Here is a 26,104-nt window from a genome sequence, read left to right on the forward strand (position 1 = left end):
CCCGACCAAATATCCGCTCTGACCACTTCCGACTCTAACCAAAAGTGCTTCAGATTCAATGCCCTGAAGTCCAAACCTTTCTCAGAGCTTCGATAAAAACGATCACCACGACCGGTTTCCTGGTATCACCGACTTTTCGATCAAACCGATCACTTTTCCAGCCCACCAAATAAAAAGGCCCGAAGCTTTCACTCCAGGCCTTCCGTCACTCATTGCAGTCAATCACCTCAACCGCACTTGCTATCGCCGCAGGAGAGGCAAGTCGCACAGCCGTCCATCACAATCACCGCCTTGGTGCTGCACTTGCCGCACATGGTGGCGTTGGGTGGGTAGTCGTCGGCTTTTTCGTCGTTCGTGGCCGTGCTGTGGCTGGCTTCGAACTCGGCGCGCTTTTCAGCGAGGATGCGCTTGGTGGTTTCGCTCATTTCCTCGCTTTCCAGCAGGCCGATGGCCTTCAGGTGCTTCTCAATCACGGCGCCGATTTCAGCGACCAGGGACGGCATGAACACGCCGCCTTTCTTGAAGTAGCCGCCGTTGGGGTCGTACACGCTACGCAGCTCTTCCACCAGGAAGGTTACGTCGCCACCCTTGCGGAATACCGCAGAGATAACGCGGGTGAGGGCGATGACCCACTGGAAGTGTTCCATCGACTTGGAGTTGATGAACACTTCGTACGGCTGCCGGCTTTCGTGGTCGGTGCCTTCGTTGAGCAGGATGTCGTTGATGGTGATGTACATCGCGTGCTCAGCCACCGGCGGCTTGATCTTGTAGGTGGTGCCCAGCAGGAAGTCCGGCCGTTCGATGTATTCGTTCATCTGAACGGGCTTGGTTTCTGCGTGCACCGGTGCCTGGTGTTCGGTAGCTTCGGGGTCGACCTTCTTTACGCGGTAGCCGACGATTTTGTTGCTGATTTTAACTGTCATGTTCGTTTTCCTGTGTCGGTTCCCGGATCAGTACTTGCCGTAGGTGCCTTCTTTAAGCGCGTCAAACAGGTTGGCGGCGTTGTGGATTTCGCCGTCGTACTCTACCTGCTCGTTGCCCTTGAGGGTGACCTTGCTGCCATCGTCCAGGGTGAACTCGTACATTGTGTTCTCGAGGTCTTTTTCCTTAACCAGTACGCCCTGGAAGGCTTCCGGGTTGAAGCGGAAAGTGGTGCAACCCTTCAGGCCCTTATCGTAGGCGTAGAGGTAAATGTCCTTGAAGTCCTGGTAGGCGAAGTCTGTCGGAACGTTCGCGGTCTTGGAAATCGAGGAATCTACCCACTTCTGGGCGGCGGCCTGGATGTCCACGTGCTGCGACGGTGTTACATCGTCGGAGGTGGTGAAGTAGGCCGGCAGCTTCTTGTCCTCGTCATCGGAGAACGGCATGGCGCCCGGGTTCACCATATGACGATATGCGAGCAGCTCGAAGGAGAATACGTCGACTTTCTCTTTGGTCTTCCGGCCTTCGCGGATGATGTTACGCGCGTAGTGATGCGAGAAGCTCGGCTCGATGCCGTTACTGGCGTTGTTGGCCAGTGACAGGCTGATGGTGCCGGTCGGCGCGATGGAGGTGTGGTGGGTAAAGCGGCCACCTTTGTCGGCCAGTTCTTCCACCAGCTTCGGTTCCACGTTGGCAATCTGCTGCATGTACTTGCTGTACTTGGCGTGCAGGATGCGGCCTTTCACCTTGTCGCCCAGTTTGTAGCCGTCTTCAGACAGCTGCGGGCACTTGGTGAGCATTTTCGGGGTAATTTCGAACTCGTCGTCCATGATTGGCGCAACGCCTTTTTCTTCGGCCAGGGCGAGGGACTGGCGCCAGCCTTCCACGGCCATTTCACGCACGACTTCTTCGGTGAACTGTACGGATTCTGCAGAACCGTAGGGCATGCGCAGCATGGCGAGGGTGGAACCCAGGCCCAGGATGCCCATGCCGTGGCGGCGCTTGTAGGTGATTTCGTGGCGCTGCTCGGCCAGCGGCAGGCCGTTGATCTCTACCACGTTGTCCAGCATGCGGGTGAAGATGCCCACCACCTTGCGGTACTTCTCGTAGTTGAAGCTGGCCTTGTCGGTGAACGGGTAGTCCACGAACATGGTCAGGTTCACCGAGCCCAGCAGGCAACTGCCGTACGGGGGCAGGGGCTGCTCACCGCAGGGGTTGGTGGCGCGGATGTCTTCGCAGAACCAGTTGTTGTTCATCTGGTTGACCTTGTCGATCAGGATGAATCCCGGCTCGGCGTAGTCGTAGGTGCTGGTCATGATGGTGTCCCAGATGAACTGGGCTTTCAGGGTGCGGTAGATGCGGCAGGCAACCTTGCCTTCCCCGTTCACCACGTAGCCTTTCTGTTCGGGGAAATCACGGTATACGAACTGGCTCTCGTCGCTCAGGTCCAGCTTTTCGTCTTCCACTTCCTTCTGGGTAACAGGGAAGGAGAGGTGCCAGTCGTCGCCGTTGCGTACGGCTTCGATGAAGTCTTCGGTGATCAGCAGCGAAAGGTTGAACTGGCGCAGGCGACCGTCTTCACGCTTGGCCTGGATGAAATCGATCACGTCCGGATGGTGCACATCGAAGGTGGCCATCTGGGCGCCACGGCGGCCACCGGCAGAGGACACGGTAAAGCACATGCGATCGAAGATATCCATGAACGACAGCGGGCCGGAGGTGGTTGCCCCGGCGCCGGCCACATACGCGCCTTTCGGGCGCAGGGTGGAGAATTCATAACCGATACCACAACCTGCCTTGAGGGTAAGGCCGGCTTCGTGGTTCTTTTCCAGGATGTCGTTCATGGAGTCCTGAACGGTGCCGGAAACGGTGCAGTTAATGGTGGAGGTTGCCGGCTTGTGTGCTTCGGCACCGGCGTTGGAGGTAATCCGGCCGGCGGGAATGGCGCCGTTCTGCAGGGCCCAGATGAAGTTCTTCATGTGCTGGGTGCGTACGGATTTGTTTTCCACCTCGGCAAGGGCTTTGGCAACACGTTCGTAGGTTGCGTTGATGTCCTTGTCTACGGGCTCGCCGGTCTTGGTCTTCAGCTGATATTTACTGTGCCAGATGTCGATCGAGGCTTCCTGCATCGGGATTGTCGTTACCACTGCCTGTGCCTTAGCGTTCATTTCCACCCTCTGTCTTCCGGTATGTCTTCTTTTGATGGCGCCAGTCCTTATACCGGCGGCGCCATACCCCTTGAGAATCGTCTGATTGGCCTTGGGCCTGTTTTCTTTTTAACCACTATATATGGGCTGAATCTGAAACGAGTATAACAGGATATAGTGTTCTGTGAATAAGAACGCAACTATTGATAGACGCTTCGGGGCAAAGAAAATCAATCAAAACCGACTTGAATCCGGGAAATTTTTTCTAAAACAGCGGTTTGGGGCTAAAGGTTCAAAACCACTACATGTTGTGGTTTTGTGAGGATGTGGTGTCAATAGCGAATTGTGCGATTCCGGTCGAAAAGTGACAAAAACAAGCGGGCCCGGAGGGGAAACGGGGGCCAGTCTGGCCCCGTTTTTTTATCAGCCCAGCAACAGGCTGTCGTCGTCCACTTCCAGCCCACGCTGCTTTTCAAACAGCCCGAGCAGATCCTTCACTTCCAGACCTTCCCGATCTTTGCCTGCGATATCGAATACCACCTGGCCCTGGTGCAGCATTACCGTGCGGCTGCCGACTTCCAGTGCCTGCTTCATGCTGTGGGTTACCATCAGTGCCGTGAGCTTCTGCTCTTCGATGATCTTGGTGGTGAGTTCCAGCACGAATGCAGCGGTTTTCGGGTCCAGCGCGGCCGTGTGTTCGTCCAGCAGCAGGATGCTCGAGGGCGTTAGGCTCGCCATCAGCAGGCTCACGGCCTGGCGCTGACCCCCGGAGAGCAGGCCCATCTTGTCGCCAAGACGTTTTTCCAGGCCCAGATTCAGGGACGAAAGGCTGTCCCTGAATTTTTCCATGTACTGCTTCTTCACGGCGCTGGTGAGGCCGCGGCGTTGGCCACGTTTGATGGCCAGGGCGAGGTTTTCCTCGATGCTGAGGCCCTCGCAGGTACCGGCCAGTGGGTCCTGGAATACCCGGGCAACACGGCCGGCCCGTTTGTGGGTCGGCAGTTTGGTGACGTCCAGGTTGTCCACGATGATCTGGCCGCTGTCTACCAGCACTTCGCCGGCGAGGGCATTCAGAAAGGTGGATTTGCCGGCGCCGTTGCTGCCTATCACGGTGACGAACTCACCCTGGTTAACGGTCAGGCTCATACCCCGAAGGGCCGGGTTTTCCAGCGGTGTGCCCCTGCCAAAGGTAAGCCGGAGATCGGTTGCACTGATCATGTCGCCTCCTTAGGCCTTGCTACGGGAAAGTTTGCCGGCAATGGATGAACGTACGCCGGGCAAAACGATGGCCAGGGTAACCAGAACCGCGGTAATCAGGTTCAGATCCTGGGCCTGCAGTCCCAGGAAATCCGCATTCAGAGCGAAGGCAATGGCCAGTCGGTAGATGATTGCGCCCACCACGCACGCGATGAGCGCGCGTACCACGGTCGAGGGAGTCACCACGGCTTCACCGCCAATCAGGGAGGCAAGGCCAATGACGATCACCCCTACGCCCATGGTGACATCGGCTGCACCCTGGCTCTGGGCAAAGAGCGCACCGGCAAGTCCGACAAGGCCGTTGGAAACGGCAACGCCGAGAACAATCATGGCGCCGGTGGCGATGCCCTGTGCCCGGGCCATTCTGGCGTTGGCGCCAGTGGCTCGCATGGCCAGACCGGTTTCGGATTTCATGAAACGCCACAGCAGGATAAGGGCAACAAAGACCACAATAACGAACAGAAGCACCGGTACCTGATGGTAGGCCAGATCCAGGTCGTACCAGGGCGTCAGCACGGTTTCTTCGGTCAGCAGGGCCACGTTCGGGCGGCCCATGATGCGCAGGTTGACTGAATAGAGCGCAATCATGGTCAGGATCGAGGCAAGCAGATTAAGAATGTTGAGTTTCACATTCAGCAGTGCTGTTACCGCGCCTGCGGCCATGCCGGCCATGACGGCACAGCCTGTGGCTAACCACGGGTTCCAGCCTTCAATGATCAGTACGGCGGCAACGGCAGCACCGAGGGGAAAGCTGCCATCTACAGTGAGATCCGGGAAATCCAGCACCCGGAAGGAGAGGTAGATGCCGAAGGCGACCAGGCCGTAGATCAGTCCGGTCTCAATGGCACCATAAAGAGCGATGTTACTCAGCATGGTCGGGTATCACCAATGATAAAACGGGCAGCCCCTCGTGAGGGCCGCCCGTTGGGTTCAGGGGGATTACTTGGCGCTGTCGATCACTTTCTTCGCGTCTGCGATTACATCATCTGACAGGGTGATGCCCATGCGCTCTGCGGCGGCCGGGTTCACGAACAGGTCCAGCTTCTCCATGGTTTCAACCGCCATTTCGCCGGGTTTCTCGCCATTCAATACCCGGGCAACCATCACGCCGGTCTGGCGGCCATGGTCGTAGTAATCAAACCCGAGTGCTGCAACGGCACCGCGCTCAACGGTAGCGGTGTCTGCCGCGAATACCGGAATGCTGGCGCGCTCACCAACAGAGATGACGGCTTCGGCAGCACTGATCACGGTATTGTCTGTGGTCAGGTAGATGGCGTCTGCTTTACCCACCAGGGAGCGGGCCGCGCCCAGAACCTCGGAAGTTTTGGTGGCAGCACCTTTTACCAGTTCAAGGCCACGCGCCGCGAGGCGCTCTTCGAGCAGTTCCACCAGGGAGACGGCATTGGCTTCGCCCGGGTTGTACACCGTGCCAATGCGTTTGGCATCGGGCATTACGCGCTGCAGCATGTCCAGGTGTTTGTCGATGGGCAGCATGTCGCTTACGCCGGTAATGTTGGCGCCAGGCGCCTCCAGATTACTTACCAGCTTGGCGCCAAGCGGGTCGGTCACAGCGGAGAAAATCACCGGTGTATTGCGGGCCGCAGCGGCAACGGTTTGCGCGGAAGGCGTTGCAATCGCCACGATCACGTCGGGACTCTCACCAACGAATTTGCGAGCAATCTGGGAAGCAATGGCAGAGTTGCCCTGGGCACTTTCGTGCATCACTTCGAGGTTGTCGCCCTCTTTGAAGCCGCGCTCGGCGAGTTCATCTTTTATGCCCTGGTAGACGGCGTCCAGTGCCGGGTGTTCCACAATCTGTGTGATGGCTACAACGCGGGGTTCCTGTGCCTGAACAAGTGTTGCCAGCGCCAGCAGGGTGGCACCGAACAGGGTGCGCAGGGTTGTCTTGGCCATATGCCCATCTCCGGGTAGGTTAACTGATATGTTGCGAATCTGAAGGGGCGGAAGTTTACCACAGGCAAGGGGTTCAAGGGGTAGGGGATGTTGCCGGTGGCGGCGTTTTGGTTGCAATAGATGCAGTTGGAAATTATTTTGCTTGTGTCACGTTTTGACCGCTCATACTATGTTGAAATACCCTACGAAAGTCTAATAATAAATCATCTATAACTCGAATAACGAACTGCAAGGAAGGTCCATGGACACAACAAACAAGCTTCCCCTGGATATGGTTGATCACTGGGAGAAGGCCAAGGCGAACTCCGTATACATGACCCAGCCCATTGGCGACGGCAAAACCGTCGACTACACCTGGGGTCGGGCGGTGGATGAGGCGCGGCGCATGGCGTCTTACCTCAAATCGCTGAATCTCCCCGAAAAGAGCCGCATCGGCCTGATCTCCAAGAACTGCGCCCACTGGATCATGACCGACTGGGCCATCTGGATGGCCGGTCACATTTCCGTTCCGCTGTATCCCACCCTGAATGCCGACACCGTTAACTACATCCTGAACCACGCCGAGTGCGAGGTGGTGTTTGTCGGCAAGCTGGACGACTGGGACATGATGAAACCGGGCGTGCCGGAATCCGTGCGTTGCATCTCCTTCCCGCTGAGCCCTCCCAATGATTTCGAAACCTGGGACGATATCGTCGCCAAGTATCCGCCTCTGGAAGAAAATGTTAAGCGTGATGCCGACGAACTGGCCACCATCGTTTACACCTCAGGCAGCACCGGTAAACCCAAGGGCGTCATGCTCAGCTTTTACAACATGGCCTATGCGGCAGAGGGCGGCATGGAGGTACTCGGTGTGAGCTCCGAGGAGCGCATGTTGTCGTACCTCCCGCTGGCTCACGTGTTCGAGCGTACCTTTGTTGAGCTGGCCTCGCTCTATGCGGGTTTCCACCTGTATTTTGCAGAATCTCTGGACACCTTCGTGCAGGATTTGCAGCGTGCGCAGCCAACGCTGTTCCTCTCGGTACCGCGCCTGTGGGTGAAATTCCAGCACGGTGTGCTCCAGAAGCTGCCGAAGAAGAAGCTGGACCGGCTGCTGAAGATTCCGGTGGTCAACAAACTGATCAAGAAGAAAATCCTGAAGGGCCTTGGTCTGGACAAGGTCAAGCTGGCAGGCAGTGGCTCAGCCCCCCTCGCGAGCGACGTTCTGGACTGGTACCGCAACCTCGGCCTCGAGTTGCTTGAGGGCTATGGCATGTCTGAAAACTTTGCCTACTCCCACATGAGCAAGCCAGGGCGCTCAAGAACCGGTTACGTTGGTGAGTCCGCGCCGGGGGTTGAAACCCGCATCAGCCCGGAGGGAGAGATTCAGATCAAGAGCCCGGCCACCATGATGGGCTACTACAAGGACGAAGAGAAAACCCGGGAGACCTTCACCGAGGATGGCTTCCTGAAGACTGGCGACAAGGGTGAAATTGATGAGATGGGCCGGCTCAAGATCACCGGTCGCATCAAGGAAATCTTCAAGACCAGCAAGGGCAAGTATATTGCGCCTGCACCCATTGAGAACCGTCTGATGTCCCACGATGCCATCGAGATGGTGTGTGTCTCCGGTGCCAATCAGACCCAGCCCCACGCGCTGGTGATGCTGGCCGAGGAGTCCCGGCCGAAAATGGCGGATGAAGCCTTCCGTAAGGAAATCGAAGAAAGCTTCAAGAAGCTGATTGCTGATGTGAACAAGACCGTGGATCCGCACGAACAGTTGGCGTTCATCACCGTAATGAGCGACGAGTGGTCGATCGAGAACAGCTTCCTCACGCCGACCATGAAGCTCAAGCGCAACGTGGTTGAGGATGCGTATCAGGAGCAAGTGGACAACTGGTATGCACAGCGTCAGCCGGTTATCTGGCAGTAAAACGCCCGATTCGAAATGAAGATGTTATAGCCCGGCTCTGCCGGGCTTTTTTTGCCGGAAGAAAACCGACGTAAGTCGCATAGGGAAAAGGAGAAAGCGGGCCTAAACTGGATGAATATCAGGAGGATGTTATGAGCCAGTTGTCCCTTTTCCAGAAGCGTATCCAGGACGAAATTCCCCTTTCCCGGGCGTTGGGGATTCAATTGCATTCCTGGGATGGCCATTCGCTGCTGCTCAGTGCGCCGCTGGAACCCAACAAGAACCACCAGGGTACGGGGTTCGGAGGCAGCGTGTACTCTGCGGCGGTTACTGCGGCCTGGGGCCTGACTGAATTGGCACTATGGGATCTTGGCTTAAAGGGCAATGTGGTGGTGCAGAGCGGGAATATCGACTACCTCGAGCCCGTGTCTTCCGATTTCTATGTGATCTGCCGCCTGCCCGGTGAGGAGGTACCGGAACGTTTTCGCAAGAGTCTGGCCCGGCATGGCAAGGGACGGCTGGATCTGACGGCAGAGGTTTTTTGCGGCGAACCAAACACAATGCCTGAGGGGGATCCTGTGGCGGTTTTCCAGGGGCGGTTCGTGGTTCAGGATGTGAAATCCCGGGTAACGTTCTGAGCTGGTCAGGCAATTGACCGGCTGTTGGAGATTGAGCGGCTCATCAGAATAATCGGAATGATGCCAGCCAGAACAATAATCAGGGCGGGCAGGGCGCTGTGGTACAGGCGCTCGTCAGAGGCGAACTGGTACACGTAGGTCGCCAGTGTCTCGAAGTTGAACGGCCTGAGTATCAGGGTGGCCGGCAATTCCTTCATGCAATCGACGAAAACCACCAGGGCCGCTGTTACCAATGTGCCTCGCAACATTGGCAAGTGAACCCTGACCAGGGTGTTGCCCGGGGTGTGGCCCAGAGAGCGGGACGCCATGTCCATGCTCGGGGTAATCTTCTGCAACGCACTCTCCACGCTACCGGCCGAAACGGCAAGGAATCGCACGGTGTAGGCAAACACCAGGGCGAAGGCCGAGCCACTCAGTAATAGGCCCGTGCTGATTCCGAATACGTCCCGCATCAGGCTATCCAGCCAGTTGTCAAAACCTGCCAGGGGCACAATCACACCCACAGCCAGCACGGCGCCGGGCATGGCATAGCCCAGGCTGGAAAGGCGCATCAGTACCTGCATTTTGCGAGTGTTGTGCAGTCGGCGGCTGTAGGCGAGCGTAACACCAATCAGCAGAGTAGTGAGGGCTGCCGTGCCAGAGAGGAAAAGGCTGTTGAAGGTGTTTCGGACAAAATCCGGGTTCCAGCTTTCACCGAAGTATTCCCACGCATAGAGCCCGAGGGTTGCACCGGGAATCACGAAACCGAACAGAACCGGCAAAGCGCAAACCGCTACGCAAATCATCTGGCGCGGGAAGGACATGGTGAAGCGCTGGATCGGCTCACGGTTGTCCCGCGCTGCGAACTGTTGCTGGCGTCTTCGGGAATACCGTTCCAGGGTAACCAGGATCACCACGAAGATCAGCATTGTGGTGGCTATTTGAGCGGCCCCACCGAGGTTGCCCAGATTCATCCAGGTATCAAACAGGCCAGCGGTCAGGGTCTGGACGGCAAAGAAGTCCACGGTGCCAAAATCGTTCAGGGTTTCCATCAGCACCAGGGAAAGGCCGACGGCTACCGCCGGCCGGGCGATGGGCAGAACCACCCTGAAGAACGTGCTCAGCGCGGAGTGGCCGAGACTGCGGCTGACCGCGAACAGAGACGGGGACTGTTCCAGAAAGGCGGCGCGGGCCAGAAGGTAAACGTAGGGATACAACACCAGCCCGATCATCAGCGTGGCGCCTTCGAGGCTGCGAATTTCCGGGAACCAGTAGTCTGCGGCACTGCTCCAGCCGAACAGGTCTCTCAAGGCACCCTGAACGGGGCCAGCGTAGTCCAGGAGACTTGTGTACACATAGGCAATAACGTAGGCGGGCACTGCAAATGGTAGCAGCATCGCCCACTCAAAGAATTTGCGGCCCGGGAACTCGCACATGGTGACCGCCCAGGCCGACGCCAGGCCTATAACCAGGGTAAGGGCGCCCACCCCAATCATCAGTTTGAGCGTGGTTGTCAGGTACCGGGGAAGGGTGGTTTCGATCAGGTGTGGCCAGATGTTCTCTTCGGGAAAAAACGCCAGAAAAATAACGGAGAGAACCGGAAGGGCGACGATGGCGGTGGTCAGTAGTGCGCTGATCATCCATTTTGGAGAGGTACGCTTAGCCAGCAGGGGCTGGGATAGCCCTGGATTAACGCTGGTTGCGGCCTCGCTCATAGTGTCCCTGCGCCTGGATGTGGAGTCTGTCCAATTGAAGGCTGCAGATTGTAGTCACCTGACCTGATGCCTGCAACGACTGGTGTCATACCGGAAGAGGGAAGCGCCCGCCAAAGGGCATGTGAGGGTGGTCAAACCACCCTCACTGTTGGCGATTACTCGCCGTCGTAATCGACGCGGTCAACCAGTTTGACTGCGGCGTTGCGGTTATCTGCAATCTCCTGCAGTGACAGGTTGTCGGGATTGATCTCACCCCACTCGGCAACCAGTCCGGAAGGCTTGACTTCCGGGTTTGCCGGGTATTCCGTGTTTGCCTCGGCGTAGATACGCTGGGCTTTCGGTGAAGACAGGAATTCCATCAGTTTGATGGCATTCTCTCGGTTCGGCGCGCTCTTGGTCAGTGAAATACCACTGATATTCACGTGAGTGCCCCGGCCTTCGGCGTTCGGAAATACAAGCCGTACCTGCTCGGCAATTGGCCGCTGGTTCTCATCCTGCAGCATGTTGCCATAGTAGTAGCTGTTGCCAATGGAGACGTCGCATACGCCCTCGGCAATAGCCTTGATCTGGTCGCGGTCGCCACCCTGGGGTTTGCGGGCCAGATTGTCTTTCAGGCCTTCCAGCCACTTCTCGGTTTCGGCTTCACCATGGTGTGCGATCATGGAGGAGAACAGGGCGATGTTGTATGGGTGCTTGCCGCTGCGAGTGCAGATACGGTTGTTCCACTTGTCGTCTGCCAGTTGCTCGTAGGTGGTGATCTCACCTTCTTCCACGCGGTCCTTGGACACGAAAATCAGGCGCCCGCGGGTGGTCAGGGCAAACCACTTGCCCTCGGGATGGCGCAGGTTTTCCGGAATGTTCTCTTCCAGAGTCTCGTTGTCGACGTTCTGAACGAGATCACGTTCTACCAGCTCGTTGAGGCGGGAAATATCAACGGTCATTACCAAATCTGCCGGGCTGTTGCGACCCTCGCGCTCCAGTCGCTCGGCCAGACCCTGTTTGGCAAAGACCACGTTGCTCTGGATGCCGGTTTCCTGTTCAAAAGCGTTCAGCAGGGGTTCGAGCAGATATGCCTGACGGTATGAGTAGATATTGACCTCGCCATCTGCGGAGGCGGCCATGGGCATGGCAGAGAGGGCGATTGCTGCGGTAGCAGCCAGTTTCATTCGCATATTCCCATCCTTTCGGGTGTTTCCGGTATTAATTTGCCTTTGCCAGGATCGGCAAGTTTTTAAAAACGCCAACCATTCTCATTTCCATTGACTCCAGAGTCAATCTCTCCGTTGGCATATTTTTCTGAAAATGGTGTTATGCTTCGGAAGACTATAAAAACTATGCAAAAAGTAGTGGAATCCTCAAATGGATGGGAACGATCGAAGAGAGCACATACGCACGGCAATGAGTGCGAAAGTAAAGGTGGTTCACGAGGAGCTGGGCGAGTTCATATTCTCGACCCGCGATATCTCCGACGGCGGTGTTTTCATCGTTGTGGACACTGAGCCATTTGCGCCAAACCTCGGCGACACAGTTACCGTGCAGGTGCAGGGGCTACCTGTTCCAGCACCGATACTTGAAATGGTGGTCGTGCGCAAAACCAACGACGGGTACGGCCTCCAGTTTGATCAAAATGGTGACTGATAGACGGATTGAATGCCCCTGCCGTGGATAATGGCAGTGTTCAACCAACCGCTGTCAGGGATGCAACAGCCAGATGATCTTTTCAGTCTTTTCCAGAGCTTACAAGCCAATTATTGCAAGCCTTGTCCTGGTTTCCGTATCGGGCTGTGCGAGCTATTACTCACATTTTGCGATGTTTCCGGCTGAGAATTCATCCGGTGAGCCAAGACACGTGCGGCTGTCCTGGCAAAGCGCGGAGTATCCTGGTTGGTGGTTTGCCGGCGATAAAGCCACGCCCGTGAAGCTGGAAACCCAGTGCAGCGACCGTGTCTGGCGCCTCCGCGATGACGAAGAGGCGAGTGCCTGCGGCGAGGGTATTCGTGCCTGTGGCGAAGCGGGCCGGGATCTGGTGGCGCAGACGGGGCAGCCGGCAAGCGGCTCAACCCGCTGCATGTCCATCAATCCGGCGGATCCGGATGCCCGTATTGCAGAAATAGAAGGGAAACTGGAGTTGCTGGTGTCCTGTACCCCTGCCGTCTTGGCAGAGGGTGAGGGTGATGACGCCCTGAACCTTGACTATCTGCGAGCATCATCAGTTCCGTACACGGTTTATGTCCGGAAGGCGCCGCGGGGTTCAATGCGGTCCCGATTGCCTGAATTTGATGAATCGGTATGTGACGCAGAGTGACACTTTCTGACGTTGATATGTGACTCCCATCACGTTGCTACATTTTGTTTCCTGTTGAACATTAGCGTTACGTTTTGTCGCGTTTGGGTTACCTGGCGATACGATATTGTAATTGTGTCTTCCGGCGGTTCGGTCAGAATGGTAGCTATCGAAAAGTTTGTTGTGTGAGGTGGCCCGTGGGTGTCCAACAGAAAAAAGTCGCAGTTCATGATCTGGAAGTGGGCATGTTCGTGTCTGATCTGGACAGGCCATGGCATCAGACCCCCTTTCCGATTCAGGGTTTCCATATCCGGTCCCAGGATGACATTCGTGCACTGGTATCCCACTGCAAATGGGTTCTGGTCGATGTGGCGGAAGCAAGGGAATCCAAAGAGGTAAAAGGCGGAAGCAAGCCGGCTTTCGGAACATTGCAAGGCAAGCGCAGGGGTGGGCGGGAGCAACTCCAGTTGCCGCCCCTGAGTATTCGCGAGCCAGTGACGTATGAAACCGTTACCAGTCTCAAGAAGGAAATGAAAACCTCAAAGCGCCTGCTTGACGATATGGAAGGCGCGCTGGATCAGCTTTTCGAGACACTTCGTGCCGATGGCGTGCCCGATCTCCGGCCGATCGCTGCGATCACCAGCAAAATGGTGAGTAGCGTTGTTCGCCAGCCAGACGCTCTATTGTGGCTCAGTCGCACCCGTGCCCACGATAGCTACCTGTACCGGCATGCATTGAATACCTCTGTCTGGGCCCTGGTGTGTGGACGCCATCTCGGGTTGAACGAGGGGCTGCTGAACCATTTGGGCCTGGGTTGCCTGCTGTCCCAGGTGGGCAAGACCACGCTGCCTGCCGAGTTGCTGGCGCGGGAAGGCCAGTTAAGCTCAGAGGAGTATCTGACCTACCGGAGTTACGTTGGCCGTGGAGTCAGGATGCTTGAAAACGGCGGGCTCTCCCGTGCCGTGCTGAGTGTGGTTCAGGGGCATCGGGAACGTCATAACGGTTCCGGCTTTCCGGAGGGTGTCCGCGGCGATCGGATTCCATTGCTGGCCAAGGTTGCCGGTATCGCGGAATTTTTCGAATCGTTGATAGCGCCCCGGTCTCATGCCGAGCCGATGACACCGGCAAAAGCGGTCACGCTGCTCTATGAGATGCGCAATATCGAGTTCCAGGAGGACCTGGTCGAGAATTTCATCCAGGCGATCGGTATCTATCCCACCGGGAGTCTGGTCGAGCTGACCGATGGTCAGCGCGGTATTGTGGTTTCCCATTCCCCTGAGCGCCGTTTGTGGCCGCGGGTAATGGTAATGACCGATGCTGCCTCAAGGCCGTTGAAAACAGCCAAAATTATTGATCTGGCCAGATATAACGAAGGCAAGGAAGCGCCAGAAACCGTGCGGGTTCGCGATTGTCTGCCGCACGGTACGGAAGGCCTCGATCCTTCCTATTACGACGTGACCGGCGTGGAATCACGCTGGAGCCTCTCGCGCCTGATCAGCGGATAAGCACTCGCAGCTGTTTGCGAACCCACCGATAGGTATCCTCCGGACGGAAGCTGAGCAGCAGCTCGGACTCACCGCCGGAGGGACCAGCGACAAAATACTCAACCTCTCCGCTCTGCCAGTCGGCTGAATTTATCTGGATATCCTGCGGGCGTGTGCTGATGGCCTCCAGCTCCGCCAGGGAAAGTCCGCCCCAGATTTTCCGAACCGCAACCTGCTTCAAAGCTGTATCAGTGGCCGGATGACTGGCAACGTCTTCATCCAGGAAATATCGGTTTGCGACGGTTGTACTGATCGCCTTGAGTTCCCGGGTGAGATAGGTCTGGGCATCCTCCGAATCGATGTCTTCCATGGTTCGCACGGCGTTTTCGATTCGGTCCTTTTTGGCCTGCAGGTCTTCACTGTATTCAATGTCAGGATCGCGATCTTCATCATTCTCCGGTCGTGGCGGTGCGTTGTCGATTTCCTCCTGGGTTGGCGGCTCTTCACAGAGTTCATCGTCCTCGGGGTAAAAACAGATCGCGGCAAGCAGCTGGTTGGCGGGGGACATCGGGTTGTTGGCCGTGAATTCGGATTCGCTGACACTGAAATCAATCGGCGCTGTCAGGCCCGGAAGGGCCGCGTTCAACTGCGTAATAACCCGGTCGCGGATATCGATACCGTCGCCCTCAGCGACATTCTGGCTCCAGTTCAGGAGCATCAGGAACCGGGACAGATTCATCAGCGTTGTATTCTCCAGAACGTTTTGCTCAGTCAGCGTGTGGGTGCTCAAACCCTCATCATCCACCATTGGCGTTTGCAGCCCTGTGCGGGTGGTCTCGAAAAAATCGAGCAGGGTTACGTATTGCCTGGCCGGTACATCGCTAACCAGCGGCAGGTCTCCAACCCTGAACGTGAGGGTTTCGCCGGGGTAGTAGCGGAATTCTCCCGCTGTGTTCGTGGTGCCGGACTGACTGGCAGTCTGATAGGAAAGACCGTTAAAACCATTGAAATTGACTCGGCCGGTGCTCCTGTCGTCGCCGGAGCCTCCGCCGTCATCCAGACAGCCGGAGAGAGCAAGTGTGCCCAGCAGGGTGAACGTAAGTCGGGTGCGGTGAACGGATCTCATGGTTGAACGTACATTCCCTTCGTTTCAGCGCGCCTGCACCCGGGGTGCAGCAGCCTCTTTTGTAAATTGTTGTAACCGCATTATAGGGGCGTGATTTGCCTCATATCGGGATTCCTGTCGCAGTTTCCGTTATTGGTCCGGGGATGCCTCCGGCCGATAAGGGCCTTGAAATCAGCGACTTTGTCACAATAAATAGCAATCTAAATTCTGGCTGGCGGCGAGGGCCGTTCATTGCCGTTTTTCACCGAATCGGGATGAGTTATGACCAATGCACTGGAAATTGAGGGCCTCACCAAAACCTATGGTGACGGCTTCAAGGCTCTCAAGGGGATTGATCTGCACGTCGCCGAGGGGGACTTCTTCGCCTTGCTGGGGCCCAATGGGGCCGGCAAATCGACCACCCTGGGCATTGTTTGCTCCCTGGTAAACAAAACAGCGGGAAAGGTGCGGGTGTTCGGATATGACACCGACACCCATCTCTCGGATGCCAAGTTGAACCTTGGTGTTGTGCCGCAGGAGTTCAACTTCAACCAGTTCGAAAAGGTCTTCGACATTGTCACCACCCAGGCCGGCTACTACGGAATTCCTCTTAAACAGGCCTCGGCGTCGGCTGAAAAGTATCTGAAAAAGCTCGGACTCTGGGAGAAGCGGGACACCCCGGCACGCATGCTCTCCGGAGGTATGAAGCGTCGTCTGATGATTGCCCGGGCCCTGGTTCATGAGCCCAAACTGTTGATCCTGGACGAGCCGACTGCTGGCGTAGATATTGAACTTCGCCGGTCCATGTGGACCTTTCTGGAAGAAATGAATCGTCAGGGCACCACCATTATCCTGACGACCCATTATCTGGAGGAAGCGGAAGCCCTTTGCCGCAATATTGCTATTATTGATCACGGCAAGATTCTGAAAAACACCAGCAAAAAGGCCCTGCTGCAGCAACTGAGCCTGGAAACCTTTGTTCTGGACACCGAGAAGACCCTTGATGCCGCGCCTGAACTGAATGGTTTCCCGACTCGATTGGACGGAGAAGGTGCTCTCGAGGTGGAAGTGCAGAAAGGGCAGGGGCTCAACCAGGTGTTCGTGGAGCTTGAACGGTTGGGCATCAAAGTGGTCAGCATGAGGACCAAGGCCAACCGGCTGGAGGAACTGTTTATTCGCATGGTCGAAGAGAATGCTGCGGAGTCAACTCAAACCGTGGAGGGTGCAGCATGACTCCACAAGCGCTCTTCACCGCCTTTAGTACCATCGTTGTCCGGGAGATACGGCGGTTTACCCGCATCTGGGCGCAAACCCTGTTGCCGCCCGCGGTCACCATGACCCTGTATTTCATTATTTTCGGCAACCTCATCGGCTCCCGAATTGGGGAGATGGGCGGCTTCGACTACATGTCTTTCATTGTGCCGGGGCTGATCATGATGTCGGTGATCACCAGTTCCTACGCCAATGTGGTGTCTTCATTTTTCTCCATGAAGTTCCAGCGCAGTATCGAGGAGCTTCTGGTGTCGCCGGTGCCGAACTGGGTGATCCTGGCCGGCTATGTGACAGGTGGCATGGCGCGAGGCCTTGGCATCGGGCTGATTGTCACGCTGTTGTCACTGGCGTTTACCCGCCTGTCCATCCACAACTTGCCAATGATGGTTCTGACGGTATTTCTGACTTCGGCACTGTTTGCCCTGGGTGGCTTTATCAACGCCATGTTGGCGACCAAGTTTGATGACATCTCCATTGTGCCCACGTTCGTATTGACGCCGTTGACGTATCTGGGCGGCGTGTTCTACAGCATCGATTTACTGCCGGGGTTCTGGCAGGGCGTATCCATGGCCAACCCTATCCTCTACATGGTCAACGGCTTCCGGTACGGCATTCTGGGCGTGTCAGACGTTAATCCGTTTGTTTCTCTTGGTATGATTCTGGTTTTCATCTCCGTACTGGCATTCATCGCTCTCAGAATGCTGGAGCGTGGTAAAGGCATTCGCCACTGATTTCAGGAACCACTATGGCACTTAACGACGCTCCGCTTGGCAAGACAAGCGACTACCCGGACAGCTACGATCCTGGGCTGCTTTTCCCGGTGGCGAGAGAGGAAAATCGCCGCCGCATTGGTCTGGAGGATGGCCGTTGGCCTTGGTTTGGCGAGGATCTGTGGCAGGCCTGGGAAATCTCCTGGCTGCGTCCAAGCGGCGTGCCGGAAGTGGCCTGGGCGGAGATTGTTTTTCCGGCGGCCTCGCCCGCAATCATTGAGTCCAAATCGCTCAAGCTGTACCTGAACTCGTTGAACCAGGCGGTCTACTCTTCTCGGGAGCAGGTCGCGGAGGTGATTACCCAGGATCTTTCCAGCGCCTGCGGCGGTGCTGTTCAGGTGAATCTGTTGAGCGTCGACGAATCCGGTGAAGCGATTGGCCGGCCGGAGGGCTTCGAGCTCATTGATGACGAGCCGGTCAGCGAAGTGGTTTTTGAATACGCGCCTGAGGCGCTTTCAGCGAGTGGGGAGGTGGTGACAGAACGGCTCTGCTCCCATCTGCTGAAGAGCAACTGCCCGGTAACCGGTCAGCCTGACTGGGCGACACTCCTCATAAGCTACACCGGACCGAAAATCGATCGGGGCGGTTTGTTGCGTTACGTGGTGAGCTTCCGGCAGAAACAGGATTTCCACGAGCATTGCGTGGAAACCGTGTTTACCGATCTGATGGGGCGGTGCAACCCGGAGTCGCTTACCGTGGTTGCCCGGTATACACGGCGGGGCGGGCTGGATATAAATCCGTGGCGAAGCACGGAAACCGGCGGGGATGCCGGCCCAAGGTTGATACGTCAGTAGCAGGATTCTGTTTGAGCGCAGGGAAGCGCCTCAGGAAACATCCTCTTCCCGCCGCAGGCGATCTGCAGCATCTTCCAGAGCGGTCAGGATGGCCTGCCGCTCTTTCTCGGTGATCTTGTCCGAATCGAGATACATGGCGAAGCCGCTATGTTCGTGTTCCAGGAAGCTTCGGTTGGGCCCCATGTCGCGCCGGAAGTCGACCACTTCGTAAATAGGCACCGGCTTGACAAAGCCCTTCACGGTAATCTCGCCTTTGTCTCTGCACATGATCTTGTCCTTGATCAGCGCGAAGGTTTCGTAGGAAACGAGGATTTCGCCCGGCTCCGCCAGGGACTCAAGCCGGCTGGCCAGGTTTACTTCCTTGCCGATAATCGTGTAATCCATCCGGTTCTCGGCGCCAAAGTTACCAACCGTTGTATAACCGGTGCTTATTCCCATGCGGATTTCCAGCGGGGTCTTGATGCCCTGGCTGCGCCATTTCTGCCGCATGATTTTCATATGCTTGCGCATCTCGATGGCCATGGAGACACAGGCAAATGCGTCCTCCCTCTGGCCACGGCTGGTTGGATCGCCAAAGAACACCATGATGGAATCACCAACGAACTTGTCGATGGTGCCGCCATACTTGAGAGCAACTTCCGACATTTCATTGAAGTAGTGATTCAGCAGTTCGGTCAGTGCTTCGGGTTCCATTTCCTCGGACAGCTCCGTGAAGCCTTTGATGTCAGAGAAAAACACCGCCAGTTTCTTGCGCTGGGTTTCCAGTCTCACGTCCCGCTCACCGGTGAAGATCGACTGCCAGACTTGAGGCGAGAGATATTTGGACAGTTTGTGTGAAAGCGCGATGGACTGCTCCCGCTGGTTCTGGATCTGGGTCTTTGCCAGCATCAACGCCCGTGCCTGCTGGTGGGAATAGTAAGCCGTAACGCAAATATAAAGCCCGGTGGATAAAATCGACACGATGCTGGTCAGCAGGGGCGAGTGTGGTCCGTCTGCCGGGCCGACGATCGCAACCGCCCCCGCAATGGAGGCCGCCATGAAGCCGGTGCCCAGGACCCACTGACGGATACCACCAACAATCAGGCAACTGAACATCAGCATCAGTGCAACGGCGAGGGAGGGGATGACGATCAGCCCGATGCAACCAATGAAAGCGCCACCAACCACGCAATCAAATATCAGCATTTTCTGACGGATGCGTGGCGAATTCCTGAGGAAAGTGCGGCGAGTCAGGGCATGGGCGATGTGGGGCCAGGTGAGGGCCCCGGCAACCAGCCAGAGAAGCCATTGCGGAAAGGCGCCCTGGAGAACGCCGGTTACGATAATGGCGGCGGTTGAGGTGTATGCCAGTACCCGGCCATTGTAATCGGGCATCGGGGGAATGGCGATCGGGTTGCCCGCCGCCTCGGACGAGAGGGCTCTGCCAGCTGAGCTACTGGCATTACGCAGGTCTGCCGGGGCACTCATCATTTCAGAAACGGATCCTGCCAATGAGCATGTCGCGGAACATGACCCAGTCACCCATAAGGCTGTACAGTGGATATTTGAAGGTAGCGGGGCGATTTTTTTCAAACTTGAAATGACCAACCCACGCAAAGCCATAGCCTATGACCGGCAAGGCCAGAAGCCACAACAGCTTGCCCGAAGCCAGAGCCCATACGGCGACTATCAGGACCAGGAGACTTCCAGCGAAATGCAAACGGCGACAGGTGACGTCGCTGTGCTCTTCGAGGTAGTACGGATAAAATTCGGAAAAGTTATTGAAGGTTTGCTGGTTGCTCATTGTGTTGCCACTCAACGTTGTACGACCGCGTCATTTATAATTGTTGGTAGACCCGACTACGACTAAAGGTTAACAGCATTACGTAGAACCCACAATTCACAGCCATGAATTGTGTTCGTACCTATATTTCAACAGTCTTTAAACAGCGAGCAGATATGACCGCAGTTACCGATTTCCTCCTGAACCGCTCCTCTGAACCGAGGCTGGAATCACCCGCGCCGGATTCGACAACCCTCGAAAGGGCCTTTTCCTGCGCGGCGCGTGCACCGGACCATGCACTGCTCAGGCCCTGGCGCTATCTGGTGATCGAGGGTAAAGGCCTTGAAGCCCTGGGAGAGCTGTTTGCGTCCACCTGTGCCAATAACAGCGATGAGAAAGAAATCGAGAAGCTCCGGCGTGCCCCCCTTCGCGCACCCATGGTCATAGTTGGTATCGCGTCGCCGAGGACGCATCCCAAAGTACCGGAAATCGAGCAGGTCATGTCGGCAGCTGCCGGCATGAGTTTTGTTGAGCTTGCCCTTCAGGATGCCGGTTTCGGCGTGATGTGGAGAACAGGCGGCGTTGCCTACCACTCCTCGGTTCACCAGGGGTTGGGCCTGGAAGAGCATGAACAGATTGTTGGCTTTCTCTACACCGGTACGGTCTCGGCATCCAAGCCGTCTGTGCCCAGACCGGCGGTGGACGAGTTTGTGAGTCATTGGCCCTGAGACCTTGTTGAATACCCCCGGCTTCTGCCGGGGGAAGCAGCTTGCCGCTTTTTCTTGCCCTTTTCCTTTCTCCTTTCCCGTAACCGCTACTCGGATTCTCTGCAGGGCCTGCCAACACTGGGTTTCCTGACAAATTAACACCTGACCATAAATCTGGCATTCAGCTTGCTTTAGTCCTGTCAAAGAGCACAGCCGGCAAAAACAGCTCGGCATACCAGTGCAGTTTTCGGGAGGCAACATGGCAATTACGTTTGATTCGGCTCTGGGCATTCATCAACACGCGGTTGAAGCGCGTGTTAAACGCGCCGAAGTTCTGGCAAACAACCTGGCAAACGCCGACACCCCGGGTTTCAAGGCGCGGGATCTGGATTTCCAGGCCATGATGCAGAAGGCCCAGGAGCAGGTCAGCGGATTCCAGATGGCGAAAACGAACGAGGCCCACATGGATACCTCCCGGTCTGCCTCAGACAGCGACCTTTTGTACCGGATGCCACATCAGCCGTCGGTCGACGGCAATACTGTGGATGCCCAGCAGGAGCAGTCGCGCTTCATGCGTAACGCCATGGACTTCCAGGCCAGTTTCCAGTTCCTGAACAGCAAGTTCAGCGGTTTGACCAAAGCCCTGAAGGGCGAATAAGCCGCAGTCACAGGGTTAGCGAAGGAGAATTATCATGTCACTGGGCAGCATTTTTGATATCGCCGGTTCCGGCATGACAGCGCAATCGCTGCGGCTGAATACAACCGCGTCCAACATTGCCAATGCCGAAACAGCCAGCTCCAGTACCGGTGAAACCTACCGGGCCAGAAAGCCGGTGTTCTCAGCCGTTCAGCAATCACTCCTGAACCCGGGGCAGGGTGGCATGCCGATGGCTGCCGATGAAGGTCCCGGTGCCGGCGTCAGGGTTGAAGGCATTGTTGAGAGTGATGCGGAGTTACAGATGCGCTACGAGCCCCACCATCCGGCGGCCAATGAAGACGGTTATGTCTTCTATCCCAACGTGAACGTGGTTGAGGAGATGGCTGACATGATGTCGTCGTCCAGAAGTTTCCAGATGAATGTGGATGTCATGAACACAGCCAAGTCCATGATGCAGCGCATTCTGACCCTTGGTCAGCAGTAATACGGTGAGGAGCACAACATGACTGCAGTAAATGCAACAGACGCGTCGGATGTTCTGAGCCAGTACCAGCTGAAGCAACAGGATGGCGGCCAGGGCACCAGTGAGCTTGGCCGGAATGAGTTCATGGAACTGATGCTGGCACAGCTGAAAAACCAGAACCCGCTGGAACCCCAGGACAACGGTGAATTCATCTCCCAACTGGCCCAGTTCAGCTCGCTGGAGGAGATGCAGAACCTCTCCGGTACGGTTGAGGATGTGGCGGGCCAGTTCCGTTCCACCCAGGCGCTGCAGGCCTCTGCCATGGTCGGCAAAACCGTGCTTGCCCCTTCCCAGATCGGGATTCTGGGTGCGGACGGTGAGATCAGTGGCACCGTTGAAGTGCCGGCATCGACCGGCGGGCTTCGGCTTTCGATTCAGGGTCAGAATGGTGAACGGGTTCGCCAGATTGACATGGGTAGTAGTCCGGCGGGGGTGACATCGTTCCGCTGGGATGGCCAGGACGGCAACGGCAATCCCTTGCCGCCGGGACCCTACCAGATTGTAGCCGAGGCTTCCTACCCGGATGGGCCGCAGCAGTTGGGTACGATGGTAAGTGCCAATGTTGACAGCGTGTCCCTGGGCCAGGGTGGCTCCATTACCCTGAATCTTGCAGGTATGGGCTCCATCGCCCTGTCTGATGTAAAACAAATTAACTGATACCGGTGAAACACCAAGGGGTGAACCATGGGATTTAATACGGGTTTGAGTGGTCTTCGCGCGGCATCGGTGGATCTGGACGTCACCGGTAACAATATTGCCAACGCCAGTACCGTGGGGTTCAAAGGCAGCAAGGCCCAGTTCGGCGATCTTTATGCCAGTGGTTTCCTGAGCGCAGGCACCAATCCGATCGGGGACGGTGTCCGGGTTCAGGGCGTGAAGCAGTCGTTCGGTCAGGGCAATATCAGCTTCACCGATAGCGGCCTGGATATGGCGATTGACGGTGATGGCTTCTTTATTCTGAACAATGGCGGCGAAGTGCGATACTCCCGGGCCGGCCAGTTCGGAGTAGACAAAGACGGCTTTGTGGTCAACAACCAGGGCATGAAGGTGCAGGGTTATACCGCTGATGGTGATGGCAACCTGTCCGGTGTGCGTGGTGACCTGCAGATTGAGACCGCCAACCTGGCTCCGCGCAGGACCACGAACCTGCAGACCGATGTGAATCTGGATTCCCGTGAATCCGTGCTGGAACGCAGGGTGAGAGACCTTTCCCTGCAGACCGGTGACTTTACGGCGGGTGAAACGCTGACTTTTTCCTATTCTGACGGTTCAGCCGATGAGACTGTTGTGATCCCCAGCCCGATAAACTCCGCGGGCCAGATTGCCGATGCGATCTCCGCAGCCTCCGGCGTGAGTGCTTCCGGTATCACAACAGCTGAAATAGACTCTACGGCCAATGGCGTCTCGACCGGTGATACTCTCAGTAATACGATTGCGTCTCGCAACCTGGAGCTCTCAATCAATGGTCAGCCCCTGAATGTAAGCGCTGTGACGACACTGGATGAGCTGGCGAACGTTATTTCCAGCTTCGGCAATAACTCCATCTCAGCCAATGTGGATGGCGACAACCTTTTAGTCCGGGACAGTTCGGGTGAACCGCTTGAGGTTCAGTGGGGAGACGGTAGTAGTACGAACCCGATTGAGAACACCGTTGGAGAGATCGCGGTAAGCACAAATCGCAGTGTGGATACTGTGGCCTCTGACGCCGTGGGTTCTCAGTTCGTGGCGACATATAACAACACGCAGCCCACGCGCATCAACGCTTTCAACCCCATTGATCAGCGTACTTACAACCACGCCACATCAACCACCATCTACGACAGTCTGGGCAACGCCCATGAGATGACTCAGTTCTATGTCAAAGAGCCATCGCCCGGGAATGGTGTTGGCCAGAGTCAGTGGTCTGTTTACCTTCAGGTAGACGGCGAGCCGGTAGGTGGCACGGATCAGACTCCTTACACTGCAATATTCGATCAGGACGGTGTCCTGGCTTCCATCAACGGTAATCCCAGTGGTGAGATTATCGTGGCTGACTGGATTCCCAAGGATCCCAGCGGTGACCCTAATGGGGCGGACGGTCCTCCGGCAGATCCCACCTCGGTCGTGAGCCCGATTCCGGAGCCACCCACCAGCTCCGCGTTCGTTCTGAATCTGAGCGATGCCACCCAATACGGCGCGGCATTCGGTGTCAATGACCAGCAGCAGAATGGTTATACCACGGGTCGCCTGTCCGGGCTGGATGTGTCGGATGATGGTGTCATATTCGCCCGGTATACCAACGGGCAATCCAATGCGCTTGGTCAGGTGGCGCTCGCCACATTCAGCAACACCGATGGCCTGTCTCCGGTGGGTGATACCTCCTGGGTCGAAACCTTTGAATCAGGGCAGCCTGTCATTGGCGCGCCGGACACCGGTACCCTCGGTTCGATTGCGTCAAGCTCCGTCGAGGAATCCAACGTGGACCTGTCTGCTGAACTGGTAAATCTGATTATTGCGCAACGCAACTATCAGGCGAACGCCAAGACCATTGAAACCTCCGATGCGGTCACCCAGACCATCATCAACCTCCGTTAAGTTCGCGAGCTAGCGAACATGGCATGACTCCTGCTAGAAGACTGGAAACAGTCAAAATTCCGGCAGGAGTTTTCCCATGGAAAAAGCCCTCTACATCGGTATGTCTGGCGCCAAGCAGAACATGCTGGCCCAGCAAGCCCATGCCAACAACCTGGCGAATGTCAGCACCACCGGCTTCAAGAAGGACTTCGCCCAGGCCCGTAGCATGCCTGTCTTCGGGGAACACCATCCCACCCGGGCCTATGCCATGGCAGAGCGACCCGGCACGGACCTTTCCGCAGGCGCCCTGATGGACACCGGCCGCAAACTGGATGTGGCGGTTGAAGGTGAAGGGTGGCTTTCCATCCAGAACGATCAGGGCGAAGAGGTGTTTACCCGCAGCGGCAGTCTTCAGGTTGATGTGAATGGTCTGGTGCGCCTGGCCAATGGTGAACTTGTACTTGGCAATGGTGGACCGGTTGCGCTGCCGCCTTTCGACAACGTGCAAATCGGCGCTGACGGCACGATTTCTGTTGTTCCTGTTGGCGGCCCGCCGAATCAGCTGGTTGAGGTGGATCGTCTGAAGCTGGTCAACCCGCCACCGGACGCTCTGGAGAAGGGGCTAGACGGGCATATGCGCCGCAAACCGGACCAGGCAATCGATGGCCCTGAGCCCCCGGATGCAAATCTCAGAGTGGTCTCGGGTTTTCTTGAGAGCTCCAACGTGAATGCGGTGGAAGAGATGATTTCCAATCTGCAGCTTTCCCGGCAATACGAAATGCAGGTGAAGGTAATGACCACCGCCAACGAGAATTCCGAAGCAACGGCACGGCTGTTGCAGAACCTTTAAGTAACGACCGAACACATTGGCCTGGCGGGCCTGAAGCGGCAAAAACTGGCCGCCTGATTGCCCCCCCCCGGTATGGAGTAAGCAGCATGAATCCAGCACTTTGGGTCAGCAAGACCGGCTTGAGCGCGCAGGACACCAACATGTCCACCATTTCCAACAACCTGGCCAACGTCAACACCACCGGCTTCAAACGGGACAAGGCGGTCTTCCAGGACCTCCTGTACCAGATCAACCGACAACCCGGTGGCCTCACCAACCAGAACTCAGAACTGCCTTCCGGCTTGCAGTTGGGTACGGGTGTCCGGGTTGTGGGCACGGTCAAGCAGTTCTCCCAGGGCAATCTCCAGATTACCGAGCAACCGCTGGACATGGCCATCAATGGCCGGGGTTTTCTGCAGATTCTGCAGCCGGATGGCCAGATTGCCTACACTCGGGACGGCCAGTTCCAGTTGAACTCCAACGGCGATGTGGTGAATCCGGACGGGTACCCCCTGGAGCCGGCCATCAATATTCCCGATAACGCCACCAATATCACCATTGGCAAGGACGGCACGGTAACGGCGGTAACGGATGACCAGGCGGCGCCGGTAAACCTTGGCCAGATCACCCTGGTGGATTTCATCAATCCCCAGGGCCTGCAGGCCATCGGAAACAACCTGTTCAAGGAAACCATTGCCAGTGGCAACCCCGTTGAGGGGGAGGCGGGTCTGCTCGGGCTTGGCACCATCGAACAGGGTTCCGTGGAGGCTTCCAACGTTGAAGTGGTGGAAGAACTGGTGAACATGATTACCACCCAGCGCGCCTACGAAATGAACTCGAAGGTGGTCTCCACGACGGACCAGATGCTCCAGTTCATTACCAACAACATTGGCTAACGCCGCCA

Annotated in this window: 25 protein-coding genes; 15 read left to right on the forward strand and 10 right to left on the reverse strand. The window is 56.7% G+C overall.

From position 1 onward, the window contains the following. Nucleotides 1-227: 227 nt before the first annotated feature. The 5 genes from ACGK9W_RS04780 to ACGK9W_RS04800 all read right to left on the reverse strand — a co-directional run bounded on the left by ACGK9W_RS04780 (nt 228) and on the right by ACGK9W_RS04800 (nt 6,239). Nucleotides 228-923, reverse strand: coding sequence for an NrdJb (locus ACGK9W_RS04780; RefSeq protein ID WP_273045864.1), 696 nt, complete (start codon nt 921-923; stop codon nt 228-230). A gap of 27 nt (nt 924-950) precedes the next feature. Then, entirely contained in the window at nt 951-3,089 is a 2,139-nt protein-coding gene (locus ACGK9W_RS04785; protein ID WP_405419306.1) for an adenosylcobalamin-dependent ribonucleoside-diphosphate reductase, read from the reverse strand. Between the two features lie 402 nt (nt 3,090-3,491). Then, nucleotides 3,492-4,286 (reverse strand): ABC transporter ATP-binding protein, encoded by a 795-nt coding sequence (locus ACGK9W_RS04790; protein ID WP_092032790.1) that lies wholly within the window; start codon nt 4,284-4,286, stop codon nt 3,492-3,494. A 9-nt stretch (nt 4,287-4,295) separates the two neighbouring features. After that, complete coding sequence (locus tag ACGK9W_RS04795; protein WP_008174269.1) at nt 4,296-5,198, reverse strand: ABC transporter permease; 903 nt, start codon at nt 5,196-5,198, stop codon at nt 4,296-4,298. Between the two features lie 66 nt (nt 5,199-5,264). Beyond that, the gene (locus tag ACGK9W_RS04800; protein WP_008174270.1) at nt 5,265-6,239 is read right to left on the reverse strand and encodes an ABC transporter substrate-binding protein; all 975 of its coding nucleotides are present in this window, start codon (nt 6,237-6,239) and stop codon (nt 5,265-5,267) included. 241 nt (nt 6,240-6,480) lie between these two features. Here ACGK9W_RS04800 and ACGK9W_RS04805 point away from each other — a divergent pair, with 241 nt between their 5' ends. Both ACGK9W_RS04805 and ACGK9W_RS04810 read left to right on the forward strand, forming a co-directional pair. Next, entirely contained in the window at nt 6,481-8,148 is a 1,668-nt protein-coding gene (locus tag ACGK9W_RS04805) for an AMP-binding protein (protein ID WP_288367919.1), read from the forward strand. Between the two features lie 131 nt (nt 8,149-8,279). After that, a complete protein-coding gene (locus ACGK9W_RS04810) occupies nt 8,280-8,765 on the forward strand; it encodes a thioesterase domain-containing protein (RefSeq protein WP_008174272.1) in 486 nt (161 codons plus the stop codon). 5 nt (nt 8,766-8,770) lie between these two features. On the opposite strand, the gene ACGK9W_RS04815 is transcribed toward ACGK9W_RS04810, so the two are convergent. Next, a complete protein-coding gene (locus ACGK9W_RS04815) occupies nt 8,771-10,459 on the reverse strand; it encodes an iron ABC transporter permease (RefSeq protein ID WP_008174273.1) in 1,689 nt (562 codons plus the stop codon). Nucleotides 10,460-10,614: 155 nt separating this feature from the next. Beyond that, nucleotides 10,615-11,631 carry a Fe(3+) ABC transporter substrate-binding protein gene (locus ACGK9W_RS04820; RefSeq protein ID WP_039882044.1) on the reverse strand — a complete coding sequence of 339 codons (1,017 nt, stop codon included), beginning with the start codon at nt 11,629-11,631 and terminating at the stop codon, nt 10,615-10,617. Nucleotides 11,632-11,818: 187 nt separating this feature from the next. Here ACGK9W_RS04820 and ACGK9W_RS04825 point away from each other — a divergent pair, with 187 nt between their 5' ends. The 3 genes from ACGK9W_RS04825 (at nt 11,819) to ACGK9W_RS04835 (ending at nt 14,248) form a co-directional block, all read left to right on the forward strand. Next, entirely contained in the window at nt 11,819-12,097 is a 279-nt protein-coding gene (locus ACGK9W_RS04825; protein WP_008174275.1) for a PilZ domain-containing protein, read from the forward strand. A gap of 211 nt (nt 12,098-12,308) precedes the next feature. After that, complete coding sequence (locus ACGK9W_RS04830; RefSeq protein ID WP_273156565.1) at nt 12,309-12,764, forward strand: hypothetical protein; 456 nt, start codon at nt 12,309-12,311, stop codon at nt 12,762-12,764. 176 nt (nt 12,765-12,940) lie between these two features. Then, nucleotides 12,941-14,248 carry an HD-GYP domain-containing protein gene (locus ACGK9W_RS04835; protein WP_053114999.1) on the forward strand — a complete coding sequence of 436 codons (1,308 nt, stop codon included), beginning with the start codon at nt 12,941-12,943 and terminating at the stop codon, nt 14,246-14,248. Here the strand turns inward: ACGK9W_RS04835 and ACGK9W_RS04840 are convergent. After that, nucleotides 14,238-15,353 (reverse strand): organic solvent ABC transporter permease, encoded by a 1,116-nt coding sequence (locus ACGK9W_RS04840; protein WP_405419314.1) that lies wholly within the window; start codon nt 15,351-15,353, stop codon nt 14,238-14,240. The two genes, ACGK9W_RS04835 and ACGK9W_RS04840, sit on opposite strands and share 11 nt — an antisense overlap. A 261-nt stretch (nt 15,354-15,614) precedes the next feature. Here ACGK9W_RS04840 and ACGK9W_RS04845 point away from each other — a divergent pair, with 261 nt between their 5' ends. The 3 genes from ACGK9W_RS04845 to queF are packed head-to-tail and all read left to right on the forward strand — an operon-like array spanning nt 15,615 to nt 18,168. Further along, a complete protein-coding gene (locus ACGK9W_RS04845) occupies nt 15,615-16,565 on the forward strand; it encodes an ABC transporter ATP-binding protein (protein ID WP_014576877.1) in 951 nt (316 codons plus the stop codon). Then, the gene (locus ACGK9W_RS04850) at nt 16,562-17,335 is read left to right on the forward strand and encodes an ABC transporter permease (protein ID WP_014576878.1); all 774 of its coding nucleotides are present in this window, start codon (nt 16,562-16,564) and stop codon (nt 17,333-17,335) included. The genes ACGK9W_RS04845 and ACGK9W_RS04850 overlap by 4 nt, the downstream gene beginning before the upstream one ends. 14 nt (nt 17,336-17,349) lie before the next feature. Further along, on the forward strand, nt 17,350-18,168 hold the full coding sequence (queF, locus tag ACGK9W_RS04855) for an NADPH-dependent 7-cyano-7-deazaguanine reductase QueF (protein WP_053115002.1): 819 nt from the start codon (nt 17,350-17,352) through the stop codon (nt 18,166-18,168). Nucleotides 18,169-18,198: 30 nt separating this feature from the next. Here the strand turns inward: queF and ACGK9W_RS04860 are convergent, their stop codons facing one another. Next, nucleotides 18,199-19,638: an adenylate/guanylate cyclase domain-containing protein gene (locus ACGK9W_RS04860; RefSeq protein ID WP_053115003.1), complete on the reverse strand. Its 1,440-nt coding sequence runs from the start codon at nt 19,636-19,638 to the stop codon at nt 18,199-18,201. A gap of 1 nt (nt 19,639) precedes the next feature. Beyond that, nucleotides 19,640-19,951, reverse strand: a complete 312-nt coding sequence (locus tag ACGK9W_RS04865; protein WP_053115004.1) for an Mpo1-like protein — start codon at nt 19,949-19,951, stop codon at nt 19,640-19,642. A gap of 155 nt (nt 19,952-20,106) precedes the next feature. Between ACGK9W_RS04865 and ACGK9W_RS04870 the strand changes: the two genes are divergently transcribed. From ACGK9W_RS04870 to flgG, 7 genes are all read left to right on the forward strand, one after another. Further along, a complete protein-coding gene (locus ACGK9W_RS04870; protein ID WP_014576882.1) occupies nt 20,107-20,658 on the forward strand; it encodes a nitroreductase family protein in 552 nt (183 codons plus the stop codon). A 238-nt stretch (nt 20,659-20,896) separates the two neighbouring features. Further along, the gene (flgB, locus tag ACGK9W_RS04875) at nt 20,897-21,295 is read left to right on the forward strand and encodes a flagellar basal body rod protein FlgB (RefSeq protein ID WP_405419321.1); all 399 of its coding nucleotides are present in this window, start codon (nt 20,897-20,899) and stop codon (nt 21,293-21,295) included. Nucleotides 21,296-21,329: 34 nt separating this feature from the next. Beyond that, the gene (flgC, locus tag ACGK9W_RS04880; RefSeq protein WP_117616907.1) at nt 21,330-21,779 is read left to right on the forward strand and encodes a flagellar basal body rod protein FlgC; all 450 of its coding nucleotides are present in this window, start codon (nt 21,330-21,332) and stop codon (nt 21,777-21,779) included. 18 nt (nt 21,780-21,797) lie between these two features. Then, nucleotides 21,798-22,475, forward strand: coding sequence for a flagellar hook assembly protein FlgD (locus tag ACGK9W_RS04885; RefSeq protein WP_117616908.1), 678 nt, complete (start codon nt 21,798-21,800; stop codon nt 22,473-22,475). 27 nt (nt 22,476-22,502) lie between these two features. Next, the gene (locus ACGK9W_RS04890) at nt 22,503-24,392 is read left to right on the forward strand and encodes a flagellar hook protein FlgE (protein ID WP_117616909.1); all 1,890 of its coding nucleotides are present in this window, start codon (nt 22,503-22,505) and stop codon (nt 24,390-24,392) included. A gap of 76 nt (nt 24,393-24,468) precedes the next feature. After that, the gene (locus tag ACGK9W_RS04895) at nt 24,469-25,221 is read left to right on the forward strand and encodes a flagellar basal body rod protein FlgF (protein ID WP_273083732.1); all 753 of its coding nucleotides are present in this window, start codon (nt 24,469-24,471) and stop codon (nt 25,219-25,221) included. An 86-nt stretch (nt 25,222-25,307) separates the two neighbouring features. After that, nucleotides 25,308-26,096 carry a flagellar basal-body rod protein FlgG gene (gene flgG / locus ACGK9W_RS04900; RefSeq protein ID WP_008174295.1) on the forward strand — a complete coding sequence of 263 codons (789 nt, stop codon included), beginning with the start codon at nt 25,308-25,310 and terminating at the stop codon, nt 26,094-26,096. Nucleotides 26,097-26,104: the final 8 nt, after the last annotated feature.

The sequence above is a fragment of the Marinobacter flavimaris genome (assembly GCF_045057155.1).
In the GTDB taxonomy this organism is placed as follows: Bacteria; Pseudomonadota; Gammaproteobacteria; order Pseudomonadales; family Oleiphilaceae; genus Marinobacter; species Marinobacter manganoxydans.

Excerpts from the sequence above, each read along its gene's own strand:
- ACGK9W_RS04780 (WP_273045864.1), bottom strand. The coding sequence starts at position 923 with ATGACAGTTAAAATCAGCAACAAAATCGTCGGCTACCGCGTAAAGAAG.
- ACGK9W_RS04785 (WP_405419306.1), bottom strand. The coding sequence starts at position 3,089 with ATGAACGCTAAGGCACAGGCAGTGGTAACGACAATCCCGATGCAGGAA.
- ACGK9W_RS04790 (WP_092032790.1), bottom strand. The coding sequence starts at position 4,286 with ATGATCAGTGCAACCGATCTCCGGCTTACCTTTGGCAGGGGCACACCG.
- ACGK9W_RS04795 (WP_008174269.1), bottom strand. The coding sequence starts at position 5,198 with ATGCTGAGTAACATCGCTCTTTATGGTGCCATTGAGACCGGACTGATC.
- ACGK9W_RS04800 (WP_008174270.1), bottom strand. The coding sequence starts at position 6,239 with ATGGCCAAGACAACCCTGCGCACCCTGTTCGGTGCCACCCTGCTGGCG.
- ACGK9W_RS04805 (WP_288367919.1), top strand. The coding sequence starts at position 6,481 with ATGGACACAACAAACAAGCTTCCCCTGGATATGGTTGATCACTGGGAG.
- ACGK9W_RS04810 (WP_008174272.1), top strand. The coding sequence starts at position 8,280 with ATGAGCCAGTTGTCCCTTTTCCAGAAGCGTATCCAGGACGAAATTCCC.
- ACGK9W_RS04815 (WP_008174273.1), bottom strand. The coding sequence starts at position 10,459 with ATGAGCGAGGCCGCAACCAGCGTTAATCCAGGGCTATCCCAGCCCCTG.
- ACGK9W_RS04820 (WP_039882044.1), bottom strand. The coding sequence starts at position 11,631 with ATGCGAATGAAACTGGCTGCTACCGCAGCAATCGCCCTCTCTGCCATG.
- ACGK9W_RS04825 (WP_008174275.1), top strand. The coding sequence starts at position 11,819 with ATGGATGGGAACGATCGAAGAGAGCACATACGCACGGCAATGAGTGCG.
- ACGK9W_RS04840 (WP_405419314.1), bottom strand. The coding sequence starts at position 15,353 with ATGAGATCCGTTCACCGCACCCGACTTACGTTCACCCTGCTGGGCACA.
- ACGK9W_RS04845 (WP_014576877.1), top strand. The coding sequence starts at position 15,615 with ATGACCAATGCACTGGAAATTGAGGGCCTCACCAAAACCTATGGTGAC.
- ACGK9W_RS04850 (WP_014576878.1), top strand. The coding sequence starts at position 16,562 with ATGACTCCACAAGCGCTCTTCACCGCCTTTAGTACCATCGTTGTCCGG.
- queF (WP_053115002.1), top strand. The coding sequence starts at position 17,350 with ATGGCACTTAACGACGCTCCGCTTGGCAAGACAAGCGACTACCCGGAC.
- ACGK9W_RS04860 (WP_053115003.1), bottom strand. The coding sequence starts at position 19,638 with ATGATGAGTGCCCCGGCAGACCTGCGTAATGCCAGTAGCTCAGCTGGC.
- ACGK9W_RS04865 (WP_053115004.1), bottom strand. The coding sequence starts at position 19,951 with ATGAGCAACCAGCAAACCTTCAATAACTTTTCCGAATTTTATCCGTAC.
- ACGK9W_RS04870 (WP_014576882.1), top strand. The coding sequence starts at position 20,107 with ATGACCGCAGTTACCGATTTCCTCCTGAACCGCTCCTCTGAACCGAGG.
- flgB (WP_405419321.1), top strand. The coding sequence starts at position 20,897 with ATGGCAATTACGTTTGATTCGGCTCTGGGCATTCATCAACACGCGGTT.
- flgC (WP_117616907.1), top strand. The coding sequence starts at position 21,330 with ATGTCACTGGGCAGCATTTTTGATATCGCCGGTTCCGGCATGACAGCG.
- ACGK9W_RS04885 (WP_117616908.1), top strand. The coding sequence starts at position 21,798 with ATGACTGCAGTAAATGCAACAGACGCGTCGGATGTTCTGAGCCAGTAC.
- ACGK9W_RS04890 (WP_117616909.1), top strand. The coding sequence starts at position 22,503 with ATGGGATTTAATACGGGTTTGAGTGGTCTTCGCGCGGCATCGGTGGAT.
- ACGK9W_RS04895 (WP_273083732.1), top strand. The coding sequence starts at position 24,469 with ATGGAAAAAGCCCTCTACATCGGTATGTCTGGCGCCAAGCAGAACATG.
- flgG (WP_008174295.1), top strand. The coding sequence starts at position 25,308 with ATGAATCCAGCACTTTGGGTCAGCAAGACCGGCTTGAGCGCGCAGGAC.